The organism is Arenimonas sp. (assembly GCF_036275555.1).
GTDB lineage: Bacteria > Pseudomonadota > Gammaproteobacteria > Xanthomonadales > Xanthomonadaceae > Arenimonas.
The window spans coordinates 61,297-84,696 of the sequence record NZ_DASUDO010000009.1 but is presented as its reverse complement, the minus strand read 5'-3'; the positions used below and the strand labels follow the sequence as shown (position 1 = coordinate 84,696).

Sequence of the window (23,400 nt, the reverse complement as noted above, 5' to 3'; positions counted from 1 at the left end):
GCCTAGGCGCGCCGGCCCGCGAGCACGTCCTCGAGCAGGTCCAGGGTCCGGCCCAAGGCGCCGGCATGTTCGCCGACCTGTTGCCTTCCCGCCTCGCCCATCGCGGCGCAACGCGCCGGATCCGCCAGCAGCGCCAACACGGCATTCCCCAACGCCGCGGCATCCGCGGCCTGCACCAGCGCGCCCGCGTCGCGCAGGCGGCGCGTGGCTTCGGCGAAATTGAAGGTGTACGGGCCCACCACGCTGGGCACGCCCAGCGCCGCCGGCTCGAGCACGTTGTGTCCGCCCACGTCGCACAAACTGCCCGCCACGAAGGCGAGGTCGGACGCCGCGAAGAAGCCCAGCAGTTCGCCCAGCGTGTCGATCACGAAGGCTTGGTGCGACGGCCCGGGCAGGCCCTCGCCGCGGCGCGTGGCCACCGACAGGCCGGCCTCGGCCAGCGCCTGCGCCACCGGGCCGAAGCGCTCGGGATGGCGCGGCGCCCACAGCAGCAGCGCGTCCGGATGCGCGGCCAGCACGCGCTGGTGCAGCGCGATGACGGCGGCTTCCTCGGGCGGATGCGTGCTGGCCGCGATCCATACCTTGCGCGCCGCGCCCCACGCGCCGCGCCAGGCCGCGGCTTGCACGTCGAGGCCAGCCGGGATGGCGAGGTCGTACTTGAGGTTGCCGGTGACGTGGATGCGCGTCGGGTCGGCGCCGATGCGCGCCAGCCGCGCCGCGTCCGGGCCCGACTGAGCGGCCACCAGGTGCACGGCGCGCATCGCCAGCTTCGCCAGCGCCTGCACCGGCAGGTAGCCGCGCAGGGAGCGCTGCGACAGGCGCGCGTTCACCATCACCAGCGGAATGCCACGGCGACCGCACTCGACGTAGAGGTTGAGCCAGATCTCGGTCTCGACGATCACCGCCAGCGCCGGCCGCGCACGGTCGAGGAAACGCCGCACCATGCCGCGCAGGTCGTAGGGCAGGTAGACGTGGTGGACGCGGTCGCCCCAGATCGCGCGCACGCGCTCGGAGCCGGTCGGGGTGATGGTGGTGACCAGCAGCGGGCGCTCCGGGTGCTTCTCCAGCAGCGCATCCACCAGCGGCCGCGCCGCCAGCACTTCGCCTACCGAGACGGCGTGCACCCACAGCGTGTCGCGCAGGTCGAGCTTGTCCTCGATCCAGCCGTAGCGCTCGGTCCAGCGGCGCAGGTATTCGCGCTGGCGCATGCCGCGCCAGACCAGGTGGTAGAGGGTGACGGGGAACGCCAGGTGCAGGACCAGCGAATACAGGCCCAACAGTACGCGCTGCCCAAGGGTGAGTGGCATGCGCGGAAGGATACCCGAGGCCGCCGGGCCTGCGCCGCCAGCGGCTAGAATGCGGGCCATGGCCGAGCCCTCCCCGCCGCTGTCCCCGCGCCACTGGCCGACCTGGCTGCTGATCGGCTTCGGCTGGGCGCTGGCGCGCGCGCCGCTGCGGGTGCACCGCGCGCTGGGCCCGCCGCTGGGCGCGGTGCTGTACCGGCTGCTGGGCTCGCGCCGGCGGGCCGCGGCCACCAACCTCGCGCTGTGCTTCCCGGAACTGTCCGATGCGGCGCGCGAGGACCTGCTGGGCCGTAACTTCCGCGCCCTCGGCCTGGGCGTGTTCGAATTCCTGCGCGCCTGGTGGGGCCGGCTGCCCGCGCCCGCGGAATGCGAACTCACCGGGCTGGAGCACCTCGAAGCCGCGCGCGCCGGCGGCCGCGGCGTGATCCTGGTCTCGGCCCACTTCACCACGCTCGAGATCAGCATGCGCCTGCTGTGCCAGCACATCCCGCTGGCCGGCATGTACCGCCCGCACGAGCAGCCGCCGATGGAGTGGGCGGTACGCCGCGGCCGGCTGCGGCACGCGGTGGCGATGTTCGCGCGCGACGAGCTGCGACCGGTGATCCGCCATCTCAAGCAGGGCGGCCTGCTGTGGTTCGCGCCCGACCAGGAGACGCGGCGCGGCGACAGCGTGTTCGTGCCCTTCTTCGGCCAGCCGGCCTGGAGCCTGACGTCCACGCACCAGCTGGCGCGGCTGTCGGGCGCGGCGGTGCTGCCGCTGTTCCACGAGCGCCTGCCGGATGGGCGTTACCGCATCGAAGTGCTGCCGGCGCTGGAAGGTTTCCCGTCGCGCGACGCCACCGCCGACACCGCGCGCGTGATGGCGGCGCTCGAAGGCCTGATCCGCCGCTGCCCCGAGCAGTACCTGTGGCTGCACCAGCGCTTCAAGCGCCAGCCCGACGGCAGCAAGCGAATTTACGACTGAGCGCCGGCCCGACGACGGAAAGCGCTTCGCGAACGAACGTCGGCGCGGCGAAGCCTCAATACACCGGCGCTTCGCCGGGCGGCCGCGTCTTGAAGCGGCGGTGGGCCCAGAGGTATTGCTCGGGCGCTTCGCGCACCACGGTTTCGAGCTCCTGCATGTAGCGCGCGGCGTCCCGTGCCGGATCGCCCGCGGGCCAGCCCGCCCAGGTGGGCTCGATGCGGATCGCGTAGCGGCCGTCGGCCTCGCGCCGGTACCAGAACGGCAGCAGCACCGCGTTGGCGCGCTGCACCAGCGCCGGCGTCGCGGTGAGCGTCGAGGCCGGCACGCCGAAGAAGGGCACGAAGGCATTCTGGTAGGTGAAGTTCTGGTCGGCCGAATACACCACTGGCTCGCCCGTGGACAGCGCGCGCAGCAGGCCGCGCACGTCCTTCTTGCCGATCGTCGGCCCGAACACCGCCGCGCGCGCCTGGTCGAACCAGCGCTCGAGGCAGGCATTGTTGTGCCGGCGCACGACCACGCGCACCGGCCGCCCCAGCGCCTGCGACAGCAGCCGCACCGCGAGCTCGGTGTGGGTGAAGTGGCCGCACATCAGCAGCACGCCCTGCCCGCGCGCCAGCGCCTCGCGCAGGTGCTCCAGGCCTTCGATGCGTGCAAGCCCATCCAGCGACTTCGCCGGCGCGTGCCAGGCGCGCAGCAATTCCAGCGCGCCGATGACGGTGTTGGCCACGCTGGCATCCGCGAGGCGGCGGCGTTCTTGCGACGGCAGTTCAGGGAAACACAGGCCGGTGTTGATGCGCGCGATGCGCCGCCGCGACCCGAGCAGCGGCCAGGCGAGCCAGGCCAGCGCCCGCCCCAGGGCCAACAGCATTGGCTGCGGCAGCCGCGCCACGCCCTTGGCCAGCGCGATGACGGGCGTCAGCAGCAGGCAGCGCATCGCCGGCCGGGGCTCAGCGCGCGCCGGGGTCGGCGTCGTCGGCGTCGCCGGGCCGGGCCAGCAGGCTGCCGGCATACAGCGCCGCCAGCAGCAGCGTCAGCCCGCCCCAGAAGGTCGAATAGAACGCGAGATGGGTGTTGAGCGGGAACACCGTGACCGCCAGCGCCAGCGCCGGCACCGCCGCCCGCGCGCGCGCCGCCGGCGTGGCGAAGCGCCAGGCGCGCCAGGCCAGGGCCACGCCGCCGAGCCACAGCAGCAGGCCGATCGCGCCGGTTTCGCTCAGCACTTCCAGCACGATCTGGTGCGCGTGGTAGCCGGCGCCGTGCTCGGCATCCTGCAGCCAGGGGTCCCCTTCGACGGCGAATTCGGGATAGGCCTGGCGGAAACCACGCACGCCGATGCCGTTGACAGGATGCGCCATCGCCATGTTCCAGGCGGCCTGCCAGATCGGCAGCCGTCCTGACAGCGCGTGGTCCAGGCCCTCGGTGCCGCCGTTGAGCGCGGCCTCGGTGCGCTCGACGCGCTCCTGCAGCTTGTCCGAGAAGGTCATCGACAGCGCGAACAGCAGCGCACCGCCGAGGCCCAGCACCAGCATCGCGCGCTTGCTGCCCAGCTGGCGCCAGCCGCTGAACACCAGCACCAGGCCCAGCGTGAGCCAGGACGCGCGCGCGCCGGCCAGCAGCACCACCACCACCAGCGCCGCCGCCATCAGCAGCCAGCCCACCACGCCGAAGCGCTGCGAGGCCGCCGCCAGCGGGAACGGCGCCAGGCTGGCGAGCACCAGGCCCAGCTTCAGGTTCTCGGCGCCGAACACGCCGCTCAGCCGGTCGGCAGTGGCCGGCCCGCCGAGGCTCCAGCCGGTGGCCGCCTGCACGAGCCCATCCACCAGCCACAGCGTCGCGATCACGGCGATGCCGCCGAACGTGAGCCGCCGGCCGCGCTCGTCGGCGACAGCCATCGCCACCAGCCACAGGAAAGGCAGGTAGCGCAGGTCCACCAGCGATTCGCGCAGCGCGCGGCCGGCGTCGACGGCATCGATCGACGACACCAGCTCGGGGATCCAGTACGCGCAGAACAGCACGCTGGTCAGCGCCCAGGCCTCGTGGCTGAGCAGGGCCATGCCGCCCCGGAAGCGCGACAGCGCCAGCACCGCGAGCGCGGCCAGCGCGCCGAGCGACAGAACCACTTCGGCCGGGCCGTGCAGCGGCCACAGCGCCACGAACGCGAGCACCCACCACGGGGCCCAGCGCAGGCTGGTTTCAGTCGGCGACGAGCTGGTCATAGAGTTCCAGGGTGGCGGACTGCATCGCCGCCAGGGTGTGGGGGATGGTAACCGGCATCGGCGGCGGCGCGGCAAGCAGGGTGCGCGCGGCCCCCGCCAGCGCGGCGCGATCGTCCAAAGGCACGGCGCCCGCGGGGTACAGCGCGCGCAGCAGTTCGCCGACGCCGCCGTGGTCCCAGCCCAGCACCGGGCGGCCGATCGACAGCGCCTCGACCACGGTGCGGCCGAAGGCTTCGGGCTTGGTGGAGAGCTGGAGCACGAGGTCGGCGACGGCGTAGGCCTCGCGCACGTCGTGGCGCGGCGGGCTGGCCACCACGGCCTCGGCGACGCCGCGCGCGGCGGCCAGGGCGCGCAGTTCGCCGAGGTAGGCCTCGCGGCCCGGCTCGTCGGTGCCCAGCAGCCACAGGCGCAGGTCGTGGCCCTCGGCGCGCAGCGTGGCCAGCAGTTCGATCGCCTCGGCGTGGCCCTTGAGCCGGGTGCCGCGGCCGGGCATGAGCAGCAAGCGACCGCCCTGCAGCGCCGGGCATTGCCTCGCCCACGCTTCGCGCCACTCGGCGGAAGGCAGGAAGCCGCGCGGGAAATCGGCGGTGTCCACGCCGCGCGGCACCACGCGCAGGCGGGCGGGATCGGTGTCGGGCCAGTGTCGAAGCACGTACTCGCGCACCGTTTCGGAAACGCAGACGACCGCCTCGCCCGAGCGCATCACGCCGCTGTAGCGGCCGGGCGAATTCATGCCGTGCACGGTGGTCACGAAACGCGGCCGCGGCTTGGGTAGCCCGCGCAGCGCGAAGCGGGCCAGCCAGGCCGGCAGCCGTGAACGCGCGTGGACAATGTCGGGCTCCAGCGCCGCGAGCGTGCGGCGCAGGGCGAAGGCGGTGCGCAAGGCCGACAGCGACTTGCGGCCGACCGGCAGCGCGATGTGCTCGCTGCCGCCGGCGACCAGGCGCTCGACCAGCCGCCCACCCGCGGAGATGACGACCGAACGGTGCCCGGCCGCGACCAGGGCCGCGGCGATCTCAAGGGTGGAGCGCTCGACGCCGCCGCTATGCAGCGCGGGCAGCAACTGGACGACGGTCAGGCGGCGCAAGGGGGCGCCCGGGTCAGTCCTTCAGGACGTAGACGGCGCCGCAGTACGGGCAGGTGGCGCTGCCGTTCTCTTCGACCGGCAGGTAGACGCGGGGATGGGAATTCCAGAGGGCCATGGCCGGTGTCGGGCAGGACAGCGGCAGCTCGGCGCGGCGAACCTCGTAGCGGCGCTCGGTGTTGGCCGCGGCACGGCCGGTGGCGGTGTCGGTTCGCGACATGGCGGGGGATCCTCCGGGACAGGCCGCCATTTTACCCCCAAAAAAAGGGGTCAGAGTAATTATTTGTTTGAAACAAATAATTACTCTGACCCCTTTTTCGGGGTGGGTTACTTGGCGAGGGTGGCTTCGACGGTGATGTCGATGCGGACCTCGTCGCCGACCACCGGCACGTAGCCGCCGACGCCGTACTCGCTGCGCAGGATGGTGGTGCTCGCGTCGAAGCCGGCGGCCGGGACCTTGGCCATCGGGTGCTCGCCGATCTTGTTGATGGTCACGTCCAGCACCACCGGGCGGGTGACGCCGTGGATGGTGAGGTCGCCGGCGACCTTGAGCGCGTTGTCGCCCGCGGCGGTGACGCCGGTGCTCTTGAAGGTCGCGGTCGGGTAAGTGGCGGCGTCGAAGAAATCGGCCTTGAGCAGGTGCTCGTCCAGCTTGTCCACGCCGGTGCTGATGCTGTCGACCGGGATCGTGATGTTGACGCTCGACTTGGTCGGATCGGCCGGGTCGAACAGGAACTCGCCCTGCACCGTGTCGAAGCGGCCGGTGATGTTCGAGAAGCCCATGTGGCTGTAGGTGAACTCGACCTGGGTATGGGTCGGGTCGATGTTGTACTTATCGGCGGCCTGGGCACCGAAGGCGGCGATGGCGAGCAGGCTGGCGAGGGCAAGGCGCTTGAAGGTCATTGCGGGGGTCTCCGGGGTGGGCCGCCAGCGTGGGTGCCGGCAAGTGAGCGCAGTGTAATCATCCCGCTGATGCAACATAGCCGGACCCACGCAACGTATCGTTGCGTCGAGACCGATAAAGAGCGGCCGGCTGCCCCGCCCGGACGCCAAATTCCGTCATGGGAAAAGGGAGCAGGCAAAACCGCCGCCCCCTCGCCGCGCCGCCCGGCGCGCGAGTCCGCCCACGGAGAGACCGCATGACCCGCACCGCCCTGTTCGCCGCGCTGCTCGCCCCCGCCGTCGCGCTGGCCGCCCCGCCCCCCGAAGCCGACACCTTCCGCTCCCCGCCGCTGGCCGACTCGCTGGCCGCCGGCCAGCAGGCCATTGCCCGCGAAGCCAAGGCCGCGAAGGCCGGCGCCATAGCCCCCGCCGCGCTGACCATCGAAGAGGTCGGCGACCCCGACACCTTCGGCAAGGCCGTGAAGTGGCTCGGCCTGGTGTCGATCAACATGACCCTGACCGACGACTGCTCGCCGGTCGCCGGCGAACCCGCGCTCGAGAACTGCATCGAGCTGGCCCCCGCGCCCGCGCCGACGCCGATCAACGCCCCGGACCTGGCCAGCATCACCCTGCCCGGCCGCAGCGCCGAGACCCTGCTCTGCCACTGGCAGACGCCGATCGTGTCCTACAGCCTGGCCAACTACACCGGCGCGCCGGCGCAGTACGCCTTCCGGCTCACCCCGACCTATCGCTTCGAAAGCGACGTGCTCGACGACCCGGCGCTCATCAACCCGGCCACCGGCCTGCCCTTCGGCGGCTCGCTGAGCACCTCGCTGACGTCGGTGAACCGCTTCGGCACGCTGCAGCCCAATGACTACGAAGTGCAGTACGAGTCCGGCACCCGCATGTGCATCGGCGGCGTGCTCAGCCAGCGCAGCCTGGTCGAGCAGTGGGGGCTGACCCCGGCGCAGGCCCGCCGCTTCTTCCGCCGCCCGATCACCATCGTCATGGGCCTGAGCGGCAACACGCGCCTGGTGGACGGCGCCAGCATCAACTTCGGCACCCGCTTCGTCGGCGACTGATCCCGACCTGCCGGCGGCATCGCGATTCGCGGTGCCGCCGGTTTTCCGGCTAGGCTTCGGCCATGCCGTTCGACCCGACTCCCCGGTTCCTGCACGACGGCGCCGCCGGCCACCGCCTGCAGGCGCTGGCGCTGGCGCGCGCGCTGGATCCGGCGGCGAAAGAGCTGGCGCTGTCGACGCGCGCGCCGTGGTCCTGGTTCGCGCCGCGGCGCCTGCCCGGTGCCGACGCCGCCTTTGGCGAAGCGTTCCGGAAACTATTGGACGCGCCGCCGGCCTGGGCGGTGGGCTGCGGCCGCCGTCCCGCGCTGGCCACGCGCCTGCTGCGGGCGCGCGGCAGCCGGGTGGTGCAGCTGCTGCATCCGCGCCTGGATCCGTCGCACTGGGACCTCGTGGTGGCGCCCGGGCACGACGGCCTGCGCGGCCCCAACGTCATCACGCTGTGCGGCAGCCTGCACGCGGTCGACGACGCGTGGCTGGCCGAAGGCCGCGCGGCCTTTCCGGGCTTCGCCTCGCTGCCGGCGCCGCGCACCGCGGTGCTGCTGGGCGGCCCGACCGCGGCGGTGCGCTTCGACCGCGGCGCCTTCGAAGTGATGGCGGCCAAACTCGAGCACTGGCTGGCGGTCGGCGGCGGCAGCCTGCTGGTGGTCGGCTCGCGGCGCACGCCCGCGCAACTGGCGATGCTGTCGCGAACCTACTGGGCCGACACCCCCGGCCTGCGCTGGTTCGACGCCAGCGATGGCCCGAACCCCTACGCCGGCGCGCTGGGCTGGGCCGACCGCATCGTGGTCTCGCCCGACTCGGTGAACATGGTCTCGGAGGCCTGCGCCACGTCGGCGCCGGTCTACGTGGCGGAGCCCGACCGCGCCACGGGCCGCATCCGGCGCTACCTCGACGACGTCCTCGCCCGCGGCCGCATCCAGCCCCTCGGCAAACTGCCCCACGACGTGGCCTGCGAACCCCTTCGCGAAACGCCGCGCGTGGCGGCGCTGGTGCGGGACGCTATCTTTTAGACGCGGATTAACGCGGATAAACGCGGATAGAGAAAAAGCCTTCAGATTGGCTGACAAGAATTCGTGGAATCAAACGGGGAAAGCGCCAACTTCGAAGGGGCACGCAAAGTTACCCCTCCCCGTTTTTCTGATCGCTCCTTTTTTCTTTTTGCACTATCCGCTTTTATCCGCGTTAATCCGCGCCTAAAAACGCTAAAAAGCGAGCCCCAATTCGCGACAGGCCAAGGTGACCGCCGCGCGCGCGGCGTGGAGGGCGTCGTCGGGGGCGACGAGGCGGGGGCGGAGGTCGAGGGTGCAGTCCAGGCCCATGTCGAGCATCACCGCGTGGGCGGATAGCAGCGGCGCGAGGTGTCCGGGCGGCAGTGCGCCGGCCTCGGCCAGGGCGCGCAGCAGGGAAGGCGTGTCGCGCGGTTCGCACAGCGCCGGATGCGCGTGCGCGGACTGCAGCACCCGCGCCTGCACCAGGAATTCCAGGTCGACCAGGCCGCCCTCGCCTTGCTTGAGGTCGAAGCGCAGCGCGTTGCTGCGGTCGAGTTCGGCGCGCATGCGCCGGCGCATCGCCACCACGTCCTCGCGGATCGCCTCGGGATCGCGCGGCTCGAGCAAGGTGTCGCGCCGGATCCGTTCGAAGGCCGCGCTGACCGACGCCGCGCCGGTGATCGCCCGCGCGCGCACCAGCGCCTGCCGCTCCCAGGTCCACGCGCGCTGGCGCTGGTAGTCGGCGAAGCTGTCGAGGCCCGAGACCAGCATGCCCTTGGCGCCGTCGGGACGCAGCCGCACATCCACTTCATACAGCTTGCCGGCGGCGGTGACGGTGCCAAGCAGGCTCACCAGGCGCTGCGCGAGCCGCGCGAAATAGCGGCCCGCGTCGAGCGGCCGCGCACCGTCGGAGCTGGCGTCGGCCGCGGCGTCGTGCAGGAACACCAGGTCGAGGTCGGAGCCGAAGCCCAGCTCCTGCCCGCCCAGGCTGCCGTAGCCCAGCACGGCCAGGCCCGCGCCCGGCACGCGGCCGTGGGCGGCGATGATGTCGGTCTCGGCCAGGTGCAGGGTGGCGTCGAGCAAGGCCGCGGCGAGCGCGGCCAGCCGCCGCGCCGCATCCTGCGGCGGCAGGCGCAGCCCCAGCGTCGCGAGCGCGAGCCGGAAGCCGATCGCCTGGCGCACTTCGTTGAGCGCGGTCAGCGCCGCCTCGGTGTCGCCGGGCGGGAAGGCGGCGCGCGCCGCGGCGACCAGCGCGTGGATCTGCGCTTCATCCGGCACCGGGCCGGCGGCGCGCGAGTCCAGCAGTTCGTCGAGCAGCAGCGGATGCGCGGCCAGGCGTTCGGACAGCAGCGCGCTGCGCGCGGTGACGTCGGCCAGGCGCGCCAGCGCGGCGGGCTGCTCCTCGAGCAGCGCGAGGTAGCTGGTGCGGCGCGTGATCGACTGCAGCAGGGCCAGCCCGCGCGGCAGCGAGGCGTCGGGCGCCTCGCTGCGGGCGGCGGCGGCGAGCAGGGCCGGCAGCACGTTGTCCAGGCGCTGGCGACCGCGGCTCGACAGCGCGCGCACCGCCGGCGTGCGGGCGAAGTCGCGCAGCGCGGCGTCCTGCGCCTCCGGGTCCGCGAAGCCCGCCTCGACCAGCGCGTCGGACGAGCCGCCGTCGGGCAGCGCGCGCCAGTACTGCACCAGTGCACTCGCCGGCGCACGACGGCGACCGCGCGCTTCCAGCAGCCCGGCGAATTCCTCGGCGACGACGCTGCGGTGGCCGTCGAGCGCCGCCAGCATCTCCGCTTCGTCGCGGTAATCGAGCGCGAGCGCGATGCGCCGGCGCGACAGCGGGTCATCGGGCAGGGCGTGCACCTGCTGGTCACCCAGCATCTGCACGCGGTTCTCGAGCCGGCGCAGGCCGCGGTAGGCCGCGGCGAGGCGCTCGGCGGTCGCGGGCTCGACGTGGCCGGCCTGCGCCATCGCGGCCAGCGCCGGCAGCAGCGAGCGCCCGCGCAGCGCCGGCTCGCGGCCCGCGCGGATCAGCTGCAGGGCCTGCACCAGGAACTCCACTTCGCGGATGCCGCCGGGGCCGAGCTTAAGGTCCTCGGCCAATTCGCGACGCTGCACTTCGGCGCTGATCAGCGCCTTCATCTCGCGCAAGCCATCGAGCGCGCTGTAGTCGAGGTAGCGGCGGTAGACGAAGGGCCGCAGCGTCGCCAGCAACCGTTCGCCCGCGGCGAGGTCGCCCGCCACCGGCCGCGCCTTGATCCAGGCGTAGCGTTCCCAGTCGCGGCCCTCGCGCTGGTAGTACTGCTCCTTCGCGCCGAAGCTCAGCGCCAGCCGGCCGCTGGCGCCGAAAGGGCGCAGCCGCAGGTCGACGCGGTGGCAGAAACCTTCGGCGGTGACGTCGCCCAGCAGCTGCGCGAGCCGCTGGCCCAGGCGCGTGAACCAGGCCTCCGCGTCGAGCGCGCGCGCGCCGTCGCTCTCGCCGTGCTCGGGGAAGGCGTAGACCAGGTCCACGTCGGAGCTGAAGTTGAGCTCGCCGCCACCGAGCTTGCCGAGGCCGAACACCACCAGCGACTGCGCCTCGCCGGCCGCGCTGCGCACCACGCCGTGGCGCTCGGCCAGCGACGCCGACAGCGCCGCGACGCCGCGCTGTAGCGCGAGGTCGGCGATGCGGCTGCTGCCGGCCAGGGTGGCGTCGACGTCATCCAGGCCGTGCAGGTCGCGCCAGACCAGGCGCGTGGACTCGGCGGTGCGCCAGCGCCGCAGCAGCCCGCCCCAGTCGGCATCGGCGCCCGGCGCGAGCACCGGCGGCGGCGCCATCGGCGCGTCCAGCGACATCGCCAGCGTGGGTTGGCGGCACAGGGTATCCACCGCGAAATCGCTGCACAGCGCGAGCCGCGCCAGGCGCTGGCGCCGCACCGGATCCGCCACCGCCTCCGGCGCACGCTCGGCGAGGCGCGCCATTGCGCGCTCGAGGTAGGCATCGAGGTCGGCGTCGAGATCGGACAAAAAAGTCATGCCCTGATTCTGTCACGCCAAGCTTGTAGGAGGCCCTTCAGGGCCGAAGCTTTGCGCAAGGGGCTTCGGCCCTGAAGGGCCTCCTACAGACGGCGGGAAAAAGAAAAGCCCGCAGCGCTAGGCAGCTGCGGGCTTTTCGGCTCCCTCCCCCACGTCGGAAGCGATTGCATCGTGGCGCGGCGACCCGGGGCTTGCACGTTGCAGTGCAGCAAAATTTGCTGCACCCCGGCCTCAGAGCACCAGCCAGGTCACCAGGCCCAGGAAACTGCCCATGCTGACCACGTCGGTCATCGTGGTCAGGAAGATGCTGGACGCCGTCGCCGGGTCGGCGCCCAGGCGCTTGAGCACCAGCGGGATCATCGAGCCGGACAGGCCCGCCACCATGCAGCTCAGCGACATCGCGGCCAGCGTGATCAGGCCAAGCAGCAGGGCATCGCTGCCGCCGTCGCGCGCCACCACCCAGTACATGGCCGCGCCCGCCAGCGCACCGGTGACCGCGCCGTTGAGCAGCCCCAGCGTGCCCTCCTTGACCACCAGCCTGGCCACGCCCATGCCGCGCAGCTCGCCCAGCGTCATGCCGCGCAGCATCACGGCCAGCGCCTGGCAGCCCAGGTTGCCGCTCTGCCCGCCCAGCACCGGCAGGAACATCGCCAGCACCACCACGCGGTTGATCGTGTCCTCGAAGTAACCGACCACGCCCGCGGCCACGAACACGGTCAGCAGGTTCACCAAGAGCCAGGGGTTGCGGAAGCGGAACGCGCGCCACAGCGGCGTCGCCAGGCGCTCCTCTTTCTCGACGCCGACCATGGCGCCGGCCTGGGCCGAGATCTCGAACGCCTGCTGCTCGAACAGCACCTGGCCGCGCACCTGTCCCACCAGCCGGCCGTCGTCCTCGCACACCGGATAGACCGGGTAATGGCGCGTCACGACTTCGCGCATCGCATCGACCAAGGGTGTCTTGGGCCGCAGGCAGAACGGGGAGCGGATCATCACTTCGTCGAGGCTGCGCGCGCGGTCGGCATAGAGCAGTTCGCGGAAGGCCACCACGCCAAGCAGGCGCTGCTGCGCATCCACCACCCACAGGTAGGTGACCATGCGCGTCTTCACCACCTCGCGCAGCGACTCGATGGCCTCGGCCACCGGGGTACCGGTGCGGAACACCGCCGGCGGATCCTCCAGCAGCCGGCCCACGGTGCCCTCGGCGTAGCGCTGGCCGTCGCCCCAATCGGTGCCGGCCGGGGCCGCGGCCATCACGCTCGCGCGGCGGGCGTCGTCCATGTCGGCCAGCAGGCTGTTGGCGCGCGCCGGCGGCATGCGCGACAGCAGGTCGGCCACCTCGGCGGGCGCCGCGCGCTCGAGGCGCTTGAGCGCCGTGTCGTTGTCCAGCGCGGCCAGGCGCTTCGCGCGGACGGGCGCGTCGGATTCGGCGGGCAGGGTGGTGGTCATGCGGACTCCAAGGAAGGCCCCGGTAGGAACGGCAACAGGCTACCCAAAAGGACAGCATCCGGCGCGGCTTAAGCGCGGGCAAACGCCGTGCCTTCCCGCACGTGCGCTCGCCGCGGCCTCTGCGACAATGCGGGCCTTCGTCATCGTCGGCCCTCCCCATGACCCGATCGCGCCTTCCGGCCCTGCTGCTGGCCTCGACCTTGCTGCTGGGGGCCTGCGCCGAGGACGCCCCGGCGCCCGAAGCCACGCCCAGCCTCACCGTCAGCGTCGCCACGCCGACCCAGCAGTCGCTGCCCCAGCGCGTCGCCGCCTCGGGGTCGATCGCAGCCTGGGAGTCGATGTCGCTCGGGGTCGAGCTGTCCGGCCAGCGCGTCGCCGAAGTGCTGGTCGAGGTCGGCGACGTGGTCACGAAAGACCAGCCGCTGCTCCGGCTCGACGACCGCAGCCTGCGGATGGAGCTGCGCCAGGCCGAGGCGGCGATGGCCCAGGCCGAGGCCGGCCTCGCGGTCGCCAGCGCCAACGCCGAGCGCGGCCGGCAGCTCAAGCGCGAACGGCTGATCGCCGACAGCGAGGCCGACCAGCTCATTTCCGGCGAGCTCACCGCCCGGGCCCAGCGCCAGACCGCCGCGGCCCAGCTCGACAACGCCCGCCTGCGCCTCGGCTTCGCCACGCTGCGCGCGCCGGCCGGCGGCGTGGTGTCGCAGCGGCTGGTGCAGCCCGGCCAGGTGGTCGCCGCCGGCGCCGAACTGCTGACCCTGATCCGCGACGGCCGCCTGGAATGGCGCGCCGAGCTGCCCGAGCGCGACCTGATCCGGGTCACGCCCGGCGTCGCGGTCGAGCTGCGCGGCCCCGACGGCGCCGCGGTGGCCGGCACGGTGCGCGCGGTGTCTCCGGCGCTGGACGCGCAAAGCCGCACCGGCGTGGTCTACGCCGACCTGCCGGCGCCGGGCGCGCTGCGCGCCGGCATGTACGCGCCGGGTGATTTGGTGCTGGGCGACCTGCCCGCACGCACCGTGCCCGACCAGGCCATCGTCGAGCGCGACGGCTACCGCTACGTCTTCGTGCTGGGCGAAGGCGACGTGGTGTCGCAGCGCCGGGTCGAGCTGGGCGTGCGCAGCGGCGGCGTCGTGCAGGTCCGCGAGGGCCTGGAGGGCGATGAGCAGGTGGTGGTCGAAGGCGCCGGCTTCCTCGCCGATGGCGACCGCGTGCGCGTGGTCCCGGCCACGGAAGGCTGAGCCGGATGAACTTCTCCGCCTGGTCCATCAACCGGCCGCTGCCGGCCATCCTGCTGTTCATCCTGCTCACGCTGGTCGGCCTGTTTGGCTTCCGGCAGCTGGCGGTGTCGCGCTTCCCGGACGTTTCCTACCCTGGCGTCACCGTCACGGTGGCGCTGCCGGGCGCGACGCCCAGCCAGCTCGAGACCGAGGTCACCCGCAAGGTCGAGGACTCGGTGGCCAGCCTGCCCGGCATCAACAAACTGCTCAGCACCGTCACCGAGGGCACGTCCACCACCTTCGTCGAGTTCCGCATCGGCAAGCCGCTGGACGAGGCGCTGGACGAGGTGCGCGACGCCGTCACCCGCATCCGCGGCGACCTGCCCGGCGACATCGAGGAGCCGGTGGTCGCCAAGATCGAAATCGTCGGCGGCACGCTGGTCACCTACGCCGTTTCGTCCGACACGCTGGGCGAGGACGAGCTGAGCTGGTTCGTGGACAACGAGGTCACCAAGAAGCTGTTCTCGGTGCGCGGCGTCGGCACGGTGGTGCGCAGCGGCGGCATCACCCGCGAGGTGCAGGTGGACCTGCGCCCGGGCGTGCTGGCCGCGTACGGCATCACCGCCGGCGACGTGTCGGTGCAGCTGGCGCGCTCGCAGCTCGAGCGCTCCGGCGGCCGCGCCACGCAGGGCAGCAGCGAGCAGGCGATCCGCGCCGTGGGCACCGTCGACAGTGCTCAAACGCTCGAACAGTTCCCGATCGTGCTGCCCGACGGCCGCCAGCTGCCGCTGTCGGCCCTGGCCACGATCACCGACGGCCACGCCGAGCGCCGCCAGCTGGCGATGGTCGACGGCGAGCCGGTGGTGAGCTTCGGCATCAGCCGCACCCGCGGTTCGAGCGAAATCGCGGTGGGCGAAGGCATCGAGGCGGCCATCGCCGAGCTCGAGGCCGCGCACCCGCGGGTGAAGTTCAAGCTCGTCAGCACCGCCATCGACGAAATCCGCGCGTCCTTCCGCTCCTCGATGATGATGCTGTGGGAAGGCGCGGCGCTGGCGGTGCTGGTGGTCTGGTGGTTCCTGCGCGACTGGCGCGCCACCTGGATCTCGGCGCTGGCGCTGCCGCTTTCGATCATCCCCACCTTTGGCGTGATCTGGCTGCTGGGCTTCAGCCTCAACATGATCACGCTGCTGGCGCTGGCGGTGGTGGTGGGCATCCTGGTGGACGACGCCATCGTCGAGGTCGAGAACATCGACCGCCACCTCGCCATGGGCAAGTCGCCGAAAGTCGCCGCCACCGAGGCCGCGGACGAAATCGGCCTGGCCGTGATCGCCACCTCGGCGACGCTGGCGGCGGTGTTCATCCCGGTCGCCTTCATGCCCGGCATCGCCGGCAAGTTCTTCCTCGAGTTCGGCTGGACCGCGGCCACGGCGGTGATCTTCTCGCTGATGGTGGCGCGCCTGCTGACGCCGATGATGGCGGCCTACCAGCTCAAGCCCAAGCCGCACGTGGAAAAGGAATCGGCGCTGATGAAGCGCTACCTGCGGATGGTGGAGTGGGCGCTGGCCAACCGCTTCAAGACCCTGGGCCTGGCGCTGCTGATGTTCATCGGCTCGCTGGCGCTGGTGCCCTTCATCCCGGCCACCTTCATCCCGGGCTCCGACCTGGGCCGCAGCAACCTGAGCCTCGAACTGCCGCCCGGCGCGCGCCTCGACCAGACCGCCGCGATGAGCGAGCGCGCCCGCGCCCTGATCAGCGACCTGCCCGAGCTTCGCCAGGCCTACGCCACGGTCGGTGGCGTGCTCGACCTCGGCGACCCGGCGGTCAGCGGCATCAGCGAAGTGCGCAAGGTCACGATGGTGCTCGACTGGGGCCCGGAAGACGAACGCGAGCGCAGCCAGAAGGAGCTTGAACGCGAGGTGCGCCGACGGCTTGAGCAGCTGCCGGGCGTTCGCCAGCGTTTCCTGAGCAGCGAGCCGGGCGAGCAGCTGATGCTGGTGCTCAGCGGCGACGACCCGGCGCGGCTGTACCAGGCCGCGGGCGACTTCGAGCGCGACCTGCGCACGATCCCGGGCCTGGGCACGGTGAGCTCCACCGCCTCGCTGCTGCGGCCGGAGCTGGTGATCGTGCCCGACGCCCGCCGCGCCGCCGACCTCGGCGTGTCCACGGTGGACATCGCCGAGGCCGCGCGCATCGCCACCAGCGGCGACTTCCGCCAGCGCCTGGCCAAGCTCAACCTGCCCGACCGCCAGGTGCCGATCCGAGTGCGCCTGGCCGAAGAAAACCTTTCGGACGAAGCGCTGCTGTCGCTGCTGCGCGTGCCCAGCGCCAAGGGCGGCACGGTGCCGCTGTCGGCGGTGGCCGAGATCCGCAGCGGCACCGGCCCCTCGCAGGTGAACCGCTTCGGCCGCCAGCGCAACATCACCTTCACCGCCGAACTCAACGGCCGCCCGCTGGGCGAAGTGATGGCCGAGGTCGAGAAGCTGCCCTCGCTGCAGCGGCTGCCGCCGGGCGTGCAGGTGCAGAACACCGGCGACTCGGAGATCTTCGTCGAACTGTTCGTCGGCTTCGCGCTGGCGATGGCCGCCGGCCTGTTCTGCGTGTACGCGGTGCTGTTGCTGCTGTTCAACCACGCCAGCCACCCGCTGATCATCCTGATGGCGGTGCCGCTGTCGGCCGGCGGCGCGTTCGGGCTGATGCTGCTCACCGGCACGCTGCTGTCGCTGCCGGCGCTGATCGGCCTGCTGATGCTGATCGGCATCGCCACCAAGAACTCGATCCTGCTGGTGGACTACGCGGTGATCGCCGAGGACGAGAAGGGCATGGACATGCACGACGCGCTGGTGGATGCCTGCCGCAAGCGCGCGCGCCCGGTGATCATGACCACCATCGCCATGACCGCCGGCATGCTGCCGATCGCGCTGGGCCTGGGCGCCGATGCCTCCTTCCGCCAGCCGATGGCGGTGGCGGTGATCGGTGGCCTGATCACCTCGACGCTGCTGAGCCTGGTGGTGATCCCGGCCGCGTTCGCGGCGATGGAGGACTTCACGCGCCGCTTCACCCGCAAGAAGGCCGCGGCCTGAGCCTTGCCCCGGCCCCGTGCCGGGGTCACTCCATCCAAGGGTTGCGCAGCGGCGGCACCGTCGCCGGATCGACGCCATCGACCAGGCGCGCCAGCTGCGCCTCGAGCTGCGCGCGCATCAGCGGCTCCACCGGCGCCTTGTCCTGCCGCAGCGGCGTCGCGTAAGCCGATCGCGCCCCGGCGACGTCGCCGAGCCGCAGCCGCGCGTTGCCCAACTCGACCGCCGCACCGAGGTGGAACGGCATCTGTGCCAGCGCCTCCTGCAGCCGCGCCGCCACCACGTCGTCGCGGCCCCCGCCGTGCTTGTAAAGGTGCTCGGCCACGGCCTGGTACACGTCGGCGGCGCGACCCATCGGATCCTCGCGCCGCCCCTTGTAGACGATCACGTAGCCGAAGCGGGCCACCGGCTCGAGGCCGCGCAGCGCCACCTCCGGGTCCCAGTCCCACTCGGGCCAGGGCAGGGTCATGCTGGCCCGGTAAAGGAAATAGCCCTCGTAGATGCCGGCGACGTTGGTGTCGTCGATGCCCTGCACCTTCCTGCGGTACTGCGTCGGCACGGCGAGCGCCTGCTCTTCCATGAACCAGTAGTCCGAGTAGAGCGCCGCGCCTTCGGGTGCGATCACCGCGTCGTGGTAGGCCTTGATCTCGGGCCAGCGCTGGCCCAGGTCCAGGCCTTCGTTCCCGAACTTGCGGAACGCATCCTCGCTGCCGCCCGCGAGTTCGTTGTGGTATTCCCACACGCGCGGCTCGGACACGGTCATCGCCAGCGCCAGGACCAGCGGCGCCAGCGCCGCAACCCGGCGCACCGTGCCCAGCTCACGCCAGCCCCAGGCCACCAGGGCGCCCGCCGGCAGCGCCATCAGCACCACGACCGGCAGCGCGTGGCGGATGCCGCCGTACGTGCCCTGGCCCGATGCCAGCGCAAGAAGGTGCACGACGCCGACGCCGGCCGCCGCGGCCAGCAGCCAGCGGCCGGTCGCGGGCAGCGTCCGCCACGGCAGCACCAGCAGGCCCAGCAGCGCCATCGCCGCGAGCGCCAGCGGCAGCTTCGAGGCGAGCACGCCCGGCCAGGTGAACCACGGCGGCCGGCCCTTGTAGGTGACGCCCCAGAGATAGTGCGAGGACTGGCCGCGGCCCTCGATGCCCGCGCGCACGGTATCGGACAGGCCCCAAAGATAGGCCCGCGGCAGCAGCTTCGCCTCGTCGGCGACGCCGATGGCGAGCCGCCAGTGCGGGAGGTTGAGGTCGGTGATCTTGTCCGCCATCGGGCGGTTGAAGCCGTCGCTGCCGTCGGCCCCGGCGTGGAAATGGAAGCCGTACATCGCCCACAGCACCGCCCAGCCGAGCACGCCCGCCGCCATCAGGCGGCCCGTGCGGCGCAGCACTTCGCGTGCGCCACCCTGGCGCCAGCCCGCGAGGGCGCCGATCGCCAGCACCAGCCCCAGGCCCGCCAACCCGGCCAGGGCGGAATGCTTGCTGCCCAGCACCAGCCCGATCGCCAGCCCGGTGGCGACGACCCAGCGCCAGCGCCAGTCGGCCAGCAGCAGGCCCGCCGCCGCCACGGCCACTGCCAGCGTGAGCGCCAGCGGTAGGTCGGTCATCGCCACCGGCAGGTGCGCCGCGACCGTGGGTTCGATCGCGAGGAAACCCAGCGCACCCGCCGCCCAGGCCAGGCCCAGCGCGCGCCAGAGCAGCAACCCGAGGGCCAGCAGCAGCGCGCCGTGGAAAATCCACAGCGACGCGCGCGTGGCCTGCTGCGCCGCGGCCGAATCATTCTTGAGGAACATCACGTCCTCGACCCAGTCGCGCTCCTGGGACTTCTCCACCAGCGGCGCGAACGGCGGCAGCACGAATTCGCGCGGCTGCGCCGCTCCCGCCACCAGTTTCACCAGCGGCGGATGCTCGGGATTGAGGCGGTAGTCACCGGTGCGGACATAGGACACGCCGGCCACGACGTGCCAGGGCTCGTCCACCGTGAAGCCGTCCAGGCGCGTGCCCCAGTGCGAACGCAGCACGGCCAGCAGCACCAGGAACGCCAGTACCGCCACGCCCAGCCATCGGCGCGAATCAAGGGATGGGGACATGCGTCGGACTCCGGTGGCCAGGCAACGAAAGGTAGAACGGCGCACGGCGGGACCATCGGCCTCGCCGGACCCAAAAAAAGGCCCCGCCGGAGCGGGGCCTTCGGTCACGCGGCGGCGTGGCTCAACGGGCGCAGGGCTGGCCTTCGCCGGGGATGCAGACGTTGCGGATGGTGTCGTTGGCGCCGTCGCGGGCGCCGCGGGCCTTCTCTTCCCGCTGGGCAACGGTCAGGCACTCGGTGGTGGGCATGCGCGAACCGAGGCGGATTTCCTTCTTGCAGACCATCCGGCCTTTGTCGTCGCTGCGGATCATGGCGACGATGGTCTCCTGGGCGTTGTAGAGCTCGATGCGCTCTTCGGGCGGCAGCTCCATCGCGTTCTCGTGGCCTTCGAGCAGGCGGGCGATCTTGTTGCGGGCGCTTTCAGCCTGGACCATCGAGCCCTTCTTGATCGCGCCGTAGGTGCCGTCGCGCGCCATGGCGAGGCTCTCGTCGATCTCGTCGATGAAGGCCTGGGCGTCGGTGATCGTGGCGGCCTCGGCATCGGCGCGCTGGGCCAGCGTGGCGGTCTCGGATTCCTCGGCGATGCGGGCCTGCGCGGCCAGGGGCAGGGCCAGCAGGCAGGACAGGAACAGGGTGCGGAGCTTCATGGCGTGTCTCCTGGAAACGGGGGGGGACGCGGCCGATGCCTGTCCCCTGGACGTTCGAGCATACCGTGGATGATTCGTGAAGCAAGTGCCGCCGGGGAGCCGCCGGAGTCCGTCCCCGGTCCCGAATTACGTAAGGAATGGGGTGGCGGAACCGGCGCAACCGCGCGCGGCTCCCCACCCTACCTTCCAACCGCTGGAGCCTGCCCCATGGGAATCCGAACCGCCGCGCTGACCGTCGCCATCCTGCTCGCGACCCCCGCCCTGCACGCCGCCACGCCGCCCGGCCAGGGCGCCCCGGCATCGACGGCGCGCGACCACCTGGTGGAACACATCCTCGAGAAATGGGCCAACCACGTCGAGGAGCGCTACGGCACCTCGCTGCAGGACTGGGCCCGCGAGATGACCCCGGCCTTCGCGCGCGCCAGCGACGACGCGCTGTCGGCCGCCGCTTCGGCGACCACCTTCGACGAAATGGGCCAGCGCCTGCTGGCGACGGCGCCGTCGATGCGTGCGATGAACGAGGCGCTCGCCTCGGCGCCCGGCACGAACGCGCTGGGCGACGCGGCCAACGACCTGGTGTTTGTGCCGGTGACGCCCTGCCGGATCCTCGATACCCGCCTCGCGGGCGGGGCGATCCCGGCCGACAGCGCCCGCAACTTCGACCTCACCTCGACCGGCAGCTACGTCGCCCAGGGCGGCGCGGCCAACGACTGCGGCGTCGGTGCCGCCGGGGCGTTCGCGGCGGCGGTGATCAACTTCACGGTGGTCAACCCGAGCAGCGCCGGCTTCGTGACCGCCTACCCCTTCGACACCGCGCGACCGCTGGCCGCCACCCTGAACTACGCCGGTGGCGACGTCCGCGGCAACCTCTCGGTGGTCCGGCTCAACCAGGCCTCGGCGGGCGCGGAGTTCTCGGTGTATTCCTTCGCGCAGACGCACCTGGTCGCGGACGTCATGGGCTACTACATCAACCCCCAGGCCACCCCGCTCAACTGCGCCAATACCTCGGTGTCGAGCTTCTCCCTGCCCGCCAACTCGGTCAACTTCTTCAACAACCCCAGCTGCCCGGCCGGCTACACCGCCACCACGCCGTATTGCTGGACCGCGGCCTCGGGCGTCTATTCCCAGGGCAGCGGCTACAATGCCAACGCGGCCGGCAACGCGACCTTCTGCTCCTGGCAGAACACGACGGGCGCAAGCCAGACCGTGTTCGGTGGCAACGTCTGCTGTCGCGTGCCCGGGCGGTAAGGGGTCGGGACGAAAGTCCCTCCCACGGGACTGACGGAAGGGGCGCCCCGCGGGGGCGGGGCCCCCGCGCGCCGGCCCCGCCGGAACTGTTTTCACGCGCCGTCATGGGTATATGCTCCGGGTACGAAACACAGCGGGCCGACGCGGGGGGATCACGCGTCCACCGGCCATCTTGGTTCGTTCCATCCACACATCAAATCCAGGGGTCGTCACATGAATCGTTCCTCCATCGCGCTCGGGGTCTTCCTCGGCTGTGCCCTTCTCTCGGGCGGTGCCAGCGCTGCCTCCCTCGCCAATGCCGAGCAGCAGCGCCGTTCGGACCTCGTCCTGCAGATCGTCGAGAAGTGGGGCGCGCACGTCGAAGGCGCTTACTCCCGCCCGGCCGAGGCCTGGGGCGATGACATGGTGCCGCTGCTGATGAAGGCGCCGCTGGACTCGCTGCAGCGCGCCGCCAATGCCCGCACCTTCGAGGACATGAACGAGGCCCTGCTGGCCAAGGCCGCGCCGGTGCCGACGATGCCGCGCGCCGGCCTGTCGACCCCGCTGGTCACGGGCGGCGGCAACACGCGCGCGGTGAAGCGCGACGACGCCACCAACGCCCTCGGCGACGCCGACCAGGACCTGGTGTACGTGCCGGTCACGCCCTGCCGCGTCCTCGACACGCGCCTTGCCGGCGGCCGCATCGCGGCCGAAGGCACCCGTGGCTTCGATATCGCGGCCGCCACCGACTACACCGCCCAGGGCGGCGCCGCCACCAACTGCAACGTCGGCAACGTCGGCGCCATTGGCTCGGTGGTGATCAACTTCACCGCGGTCAATCCGAGCATCGCGGGCTTCGTCACGGCCTACGAGGCTGGTGGCACGCGCCCGCTGGCCGCCACGGTGAACTACGTCGCCGGCGACATCCGCGGCAACCTCGCCATCGTGCCGCTGGATAACGATTCCGCCGGCGACGACATCAGCGTCTACTCGTTCGGCGAAACCCACCTGGTCGGCGACATCGTGGGCTACTTCATCGCCCCGCAGGCCACCGCGATGGAGTGCACGGCAACCACGGCCAGCCAGAACGTCGCCGCCAACGCCATCTTCAACTTCCCCATCCCGGCCTGCCCGGTCAGCTACTCGGTGACCGGCGCCGGCTGCCGTACCCCGGGCTTCAACGAGGCCACCTTCGCCATCAACGGCCTGTACTGGAACAATGGCGCGGTGGACACCTACTGCGCGGGCCAGAACACCACCGCGGGCGTGATCACGGTCCAGGGCGCGGCGCAGTGCTGCCGCGTGCCGGGTCGCTGACCCGACCGGGCTGAAGCGGGCCGGCGCCGACGCGCCGGCCCGTCCCTCGACCCCGCCAGGCGCCCCGTTCCGGGGATGGCTGGCGGGGTTTTTGTTTCCGGGGCCGGGTTGCCGGTCCCTTCGCAGGAGTTCCGCCATGTCGTTGCGTGATCTCGCCCTCGCCGCACTCGTCGCGCTGTCGCTGGCCGGCTGCACCGCGCGCACTGCACCCGCCAGCACGGCGTCCGACCCGGCCACCGAGCAGGCCGCCGCGCTCCCCATCGCGCCGGTGCCAGCGGCAGGCGTCCCGCTGACCGCAAAACAGGCCGCCAATCCGAACCGCAGCTGCCAGACCGACAGCGACTGCGCGGTGAAAGACGTGGGCAACTGCTGCGGCTACTTCCCGATGTGCGTCAACAAGGACGCGCGGACCGATCCGGCGGCGGTGCGTGCGCAGTGCGAAAAGGACGACATGGCGTCGATCTGCGGTTTCCAGGAAATCAGCGCCTGCCAGTGCGTGGACAACCAGTGCCAGAGCCTCACGGACGGCGCGGTCGACCGGTAAGGCGGCTCCCCTCACCCACGGGCCACTGCCTCTTGTTTCGGCGGCACCCACTGGTGGTTCTTCGCACGACTGACGGTGTGGCGCCGTCGTCACCGGGAAAGCGAGGATCGCTTTCTCCTCCGTGAAGCCTTTATGTCGGAGAAAGCGACCCTCGCTTTCCCGGCGCCGCCGGTGCGGACCAGATGGTTTGGTGGACGGAAGGCCCGTGGCCGCGCGCTTCGATGCTTGCGCGTGTAGATCCCCGACCAAGGCGCGGCATCTTTCTCGCGGACTTGGCTTGGCTAACCAGTGCGACTCAAGTGGCTGCTGACGGCCT

Annotated in this window: 18 protein-coding genes; 8 read left to right on the top strand and 10 right to left on the bottom strand. The window is 71.9% G+C overall.

The window, feature by feature from the left end; translation table 11 throughout:
• Positions 1–2: 2 nt before the first annotated feature.
• Positions 3–1,307 carry a lipid IV(A) 3-deoxy-D-manno-octulosonic acid transferase gene (waaA, locus tag VFV21_RS02990; RefSeq protein WP_329668003.1) on the bottom strand — a complete coding sequence of 435 codons (1,305 nt, stop codon included), beginning with the start codon at positions 1,305–1,307 and terminating at the stop codon, positions 3–5.
• Between the two features lie 58 nt (positions 1,308–1,365).
• Between waaA and lpxL the strand changes: the two genes are divergently transcribed.
• A complete protein-coding gene (gene lpxL, locus VFV21_RS02985; protein ID WP_329668002.1) occupies positions 1,366–2,268 on the top strand; it encodes an LpxL/LpxP family Kdo(2)-lipid IV(A) lauroyl/palmitoleoyl acyltransferase in 903 nt (300 codons plus the stop codon).
• A 55-nt stretch (positions 2,269–2,323) separates the two neighbouring features.
• On the opposite strand, the gene VFV21_RS02980 is transcribed toward lpxL, so the two are convergent.
• The 5 genes from VFV21_RS02980 to VFV21_RS02960 form a co-directional block, all read right to left on the bottom strand.
• On the bottom strand, positions 2,324–3,202 hold the full coding sequence (locus VFV21_RS02980; protein ID WP_329668001.1) for a lysophospholipid acyltransferase family protein: 879 nt from the start codon (positions 3,200–3,202) through the stop codon (positions 2,324–2,326).
• 13 nt (positions 3,203–3,215) lie between these two features.
• Complete coding sequence (locus VFV21_RS02975) at positions 3,216–4,484, bottom strand: O-antigen ligase family protein (protein ID WP_329668000.1); 1,269 nt, start codon at positions 4,482–4,484, stop codon at positions 3,216–3,218.
• Positions 4,462–5,571 carry a glycosyltransferase gene (locus tag VFV21_RS02970; protein WP_329667999.1) on the bottom strand — a complete coding sequence of 370 codons (1,110 nt, stop codon included), beginning with the start codon at positions 5,569–5,571 and terminating at the stop codon, positions 4,462–4,464. Before VFV21_RS02970 ends, VFV21_RS02975 begins: the two co-directional genes overlap by 23 nt.
• Positions 5,572–5,584: 13 nt before the next feature.
• A complete protein-coding gene (locus VFV21_RS02965; RefSeq protein ID WP_034213435.1) occupies positions 5,585–5,788 on the bottom strand; it encodes a zinc-finger domain-containing protein in 204 nt (67 codons plus the stop codon).
• Positions 5,789–5,895: 107 nt separating this feature from the next.
• On the bottom strand, positions 5,896–6,471 hold the full coding sequence (locus VFV21_RS02960; RefSeq protein WP_329667998.1) for a YceI family protein: 576 nt from the start codon (positions 6,469–6,471) through the stop codon (positions 5,896–5,898).
• A 236-nt stretch (positions 6,472–6,707) separates the two neighbouring features.
• On the opposite strand from VFV21_RS02960, the gene VFV21_RS02955 reads away from it, so the two are divergent.
• Positions 6,708–7,532 carry a hypothetical protein gene (locus VFV21_RS02955; protein ID WP_329667997.1) on the top strand — a complete coding sequence of 275 codons (825 nt, stop codon included), beginning with the start codon at positions 6,708–6,710 and terminating at the stop codon, positions 7,530–7,532.
• A 62-nt stretch (positions 7,533–7,594) separates the two neighbouring features.
• Complete coding sequence (locus tag VFV21_RS02950) at positions 7,595–8,542, top strand: mitochondrial fission ELM1 family protein (protein ID WP_329667996.1); 948 nt, start codon at positions 7,595–7,597, stop codon at positions 8,540–8,542.
• Positions 8,543–8,734: 192 nt separating this feature from the next.
• On the opposite strand, the gene glnE is transcribed toward VFV21_RS02950, so the two are convergent.
• Both glnE and VFV21_RS02940 read right to left on the bottom strand, forming a co-directional pair.
• A complete protein-coding gene (gene glnE, locus VFV21_RS02945; RefSeq protein WP_329667995.1) occupies positions 8,735–11,527 on the bottom strand; it encodes a bifunctional [glutamate--ammonia ligase]-adenylyl-L-tyrosine phosphorylase/[glutamate--ammonia-ligase] adenylyltransferase in 2,793 nt (930 codons plus the stop codon).
• A 231-nt stretch (positions 11,528–11,758) separates the two neighbouring features.
• Positions 11,759–12,973 carry a magnesium transporter gene (locus VFV21_RS02940; protein WP_329667994.1) on the bottom strand — a complete coding sequence of 405 codons (1,215 nt, stop codon included), beginning with the start codon at positions 12,971–12,973 and terminating at the stop codon, positions 11,759–11,761.
• Between the two features lie 158 nt (positions 12,974–13,131).
• On the opposite strand from VFV21_RS02940, the gene VFV21_RS02935 reads away from it, so the two are divergent.
• Together VFV21_RS02935 and VFV21_RS02930 are read left to right on the top strand one after the other, a co-directional pair.
• A complete protein-coding gene (locus VFV21_RS02935; protein WP_329667993.1) occupies positions 13,132–14,208 on the top strand; it encodes an efflux RND transporter periplasmic adaptor subunit in 1,077 nt (358 codons plus the stop codon).
• 5 nt (positions 14,209–14,213) lie between these two features.
• Positions 14,214–17,267 carry an efflux RND transporter permease subunit gene (locus VFV21_RS02930; protein WP_329667992.1) on the top strand — a complete coding sequence of 1,018 codons (3,054 nt, stop codon included), beginning with the start codon at positions 14,214–14,216 and terminating at the stop codon, positions 17,265–17,267.
• Positions 17,268–17,292: 25 nt separating this feature from the next.
• Here VFV21_RS02930 and VFV21_RS02925 read toward each other — a convergent pair whose 3' ends face one another.
• Together VFV21_RS02925 and VFV21_RS02920 are read right to left on the bottom strand one after the other, a co-directional pair.
• Complete coding sequence (locus tag VFV21_RS02925) at positions 17,293–19,350, bottom strand: phospholipid carrier-dependent glycosyltransferase (RefSeq protein WP_329667991.1); 2,058 nt, start codon at positions 19,348–19,350, stop codon at positions 17,293–17,295.
• A 121-nt stretch (positions 19,351–19,471) separates the two neighbouring features.
• The gene (locus tag VFV21_RS02920; RefSeq protein WP_329667990.1) at positions 19,472–19,996 is read right to left on the bottom strand and encodes a hypothetical protein; all 525 of its coding nucleotides are present in this window, start codon (positions 19,994–19,996) and stop codon (positions 19,472–19,474) included.
• Positions 19,997–20,203: 207 nt separating this feature from the next.
• Between VFV21_RS02920 and VFV21_RS02915 the strand changes: the two genes are divergently transcribed.
• The 3 genes from VFV21_RS02915 (at position 20,204) to VFV21_RS02905 (ending at position 23,084) form a co-directional block, all read left to right on the top strand.
• Positions 20,204–21,244 carry a hypothetical protein gene (locus VFV21_RS02915; protein WP_329667989.1) on the top strand — a complete coding sequence of 347 codons (1,041 nt, stop codon included), beginning with the start codon at positions 20,204–20,206 and terminating at the stop codon, positions 21,242–21,244.
• A 213-nt stretch (positions 21,245–21,457) separates the two neighbouring features.
• The gene (locus VFV21_RS02910) at positions 21,458–22,540 is read left to right on the top strand and encodes a hypothetical protein (protein ID WP_329667988.1); all 1,083 of its coding nucleotides are present in this window, start codon (positions 21,458–21,460) and stop codon (positions 22,538–22,540) included.
• 136 nt (positions 22,541–22,676) lie between these two features.
• Positions 22,677–23,084 (top strand): hypothetical protein, encoded by a 408-nt coding sequence (locus VFV21_RS02905; protein WP_329667987.1) that lies wholly within the window; start codon positions 22,677–22,679, stop codon positions 23,082–23,084.
• The last annotated feature ends 316 nt before the right edge of the window (positions 23,085–23,400 follow it).

What these genes read in the sequence shown, in the direction of transcription:
- glnE (WP_329667995.1), bottom strand. Translation starts at nt 11,527, where the DNA reads ATGACTTTTTTGTCCGATCTCGACGCCGACCTCGATGCCTACCTCGAG.
- VFV21_RS02965 (WP_034213435.1), bottom strand. Translation starts at nt 5,788, where the DNA reads ATGTCGCGAACCGACACCGCCACCGGCCGTGCCGCGGCCAACACCGAG.
- VFV21_RS02955 (WP_329667997.1), top strand. Translation starts at nt 6,708, where the DNA reads ATGACCCGCACCGCCCTGTTCGCCGCGCTGCTCGCCCCCGCCGTCGCG.
- VFV21_RS02935 (WP_329667993.1), top strand. Translation starts at nt 13,132, where the DNA reads ATGACCCGATCGCGCCTTCCGGCCCTGCTGCTGGCCTCGACCTTGCTG.
- VFV21_RS02920 (WP_329667990.1), bottom strand. Translation starts at nt 19,996, where the DNA reads ATGAAGCTCCGCACCCTGTTCCTGTCCTGCCTGCTGGCCCTGCCCCTG.
- waaA (WP_329668003.1), bottom strand. Translation starts at nt 1,307, where the DNA reads ATGCCACTCACCCTTGGGCAGCGCGTACTGTTGGGCCTGTATTCGCTG.
- VFV21_RS02905 (WP_329667987.1), top strand. Translation starts at nt 22,677, where the DNA reads ATGTCGTTGCGTGATCTCGCCCTCGCCGCACTCGTCGCGCTGTCGCTG.
- lpxL (WP_329668002.1), top strand. Translation starts at nt 1,366, where the DNA reads ATGGCCGAGCCCTCCCCGCCGCTGTCCCCGCGCCACTGGCCGACCTGG.
- VFV21_RS02930 (WP_329667992.1), top strand. Translation starts at nt 14,214, where the DNA reads ATGAACTTCTCCGCCTGGTCCATCAACCGGCCGCTGCCGGCCATCCTG.
- VFV21_RS02980 (WP_329668001.1), bottom strand. Translation starts at nt 3,202, where the DNA reads ATGCGCTGCCTGCTGCTGACGCCCGTCATCGCGCTGGCCAAGGGCGTG.
- VFV21_RS02960 (WP_329667998.1), bottom strand. Translation starts at nt 6,471, where the DNA reads ATGACCTTCAAGCGCCTTGCCCTCGCCAGCCTGCTCGCCATCGCCGCC.
- VFV21_RS02915 (WP_329667989.1), top strand. Translation starts at nt 20,204, where the DNA reads ATGGGAATCCGAACCGCCGCGCTGACCGTCGCCATCCTGCTCGCGACC.
- VFV21_RS02910 (WP_329667988.1), top strand. Translation starts at nt 21,458, where the DNA reads ATGAATCGTTCCTCCATCGCGCTCGGGGTCTTCCTCGGCTGTGCCCTT.
- VFV21_RS02975 (WP_329668000.1), bottom strand. Translation starts at nt 4,484, where the DNA reads ATGACCAGCTCGTCGCCGACTGAAACCAGCCTGCGCTGGGCCCCGTGG.
- VFV21_RS02950 (WP_329667996.1), top strand. Translation starts at nt 7,595, where the DNA reads ATGCCGTTCGACCCGACTCCCCGGTTCCTGCACGACGGCGCCGCCGGC.
- VFV21_RS02940 (WP_329667994.1), bottom strand. Translation starts at nt 12,973, where the DNA reads ATGACCACCACCCTGCCCGCCGAATCCGACGCGCCCGTCCGCGCGAAG.
- VFV21_RS02925 (WP_329667991.1), bottom strand. Translation starts at nt 19,350, where the DNA reads ATGTCCCCATCCCTTGATTCGCGCCGATGGCTGGGCGTGGCGGTACTG.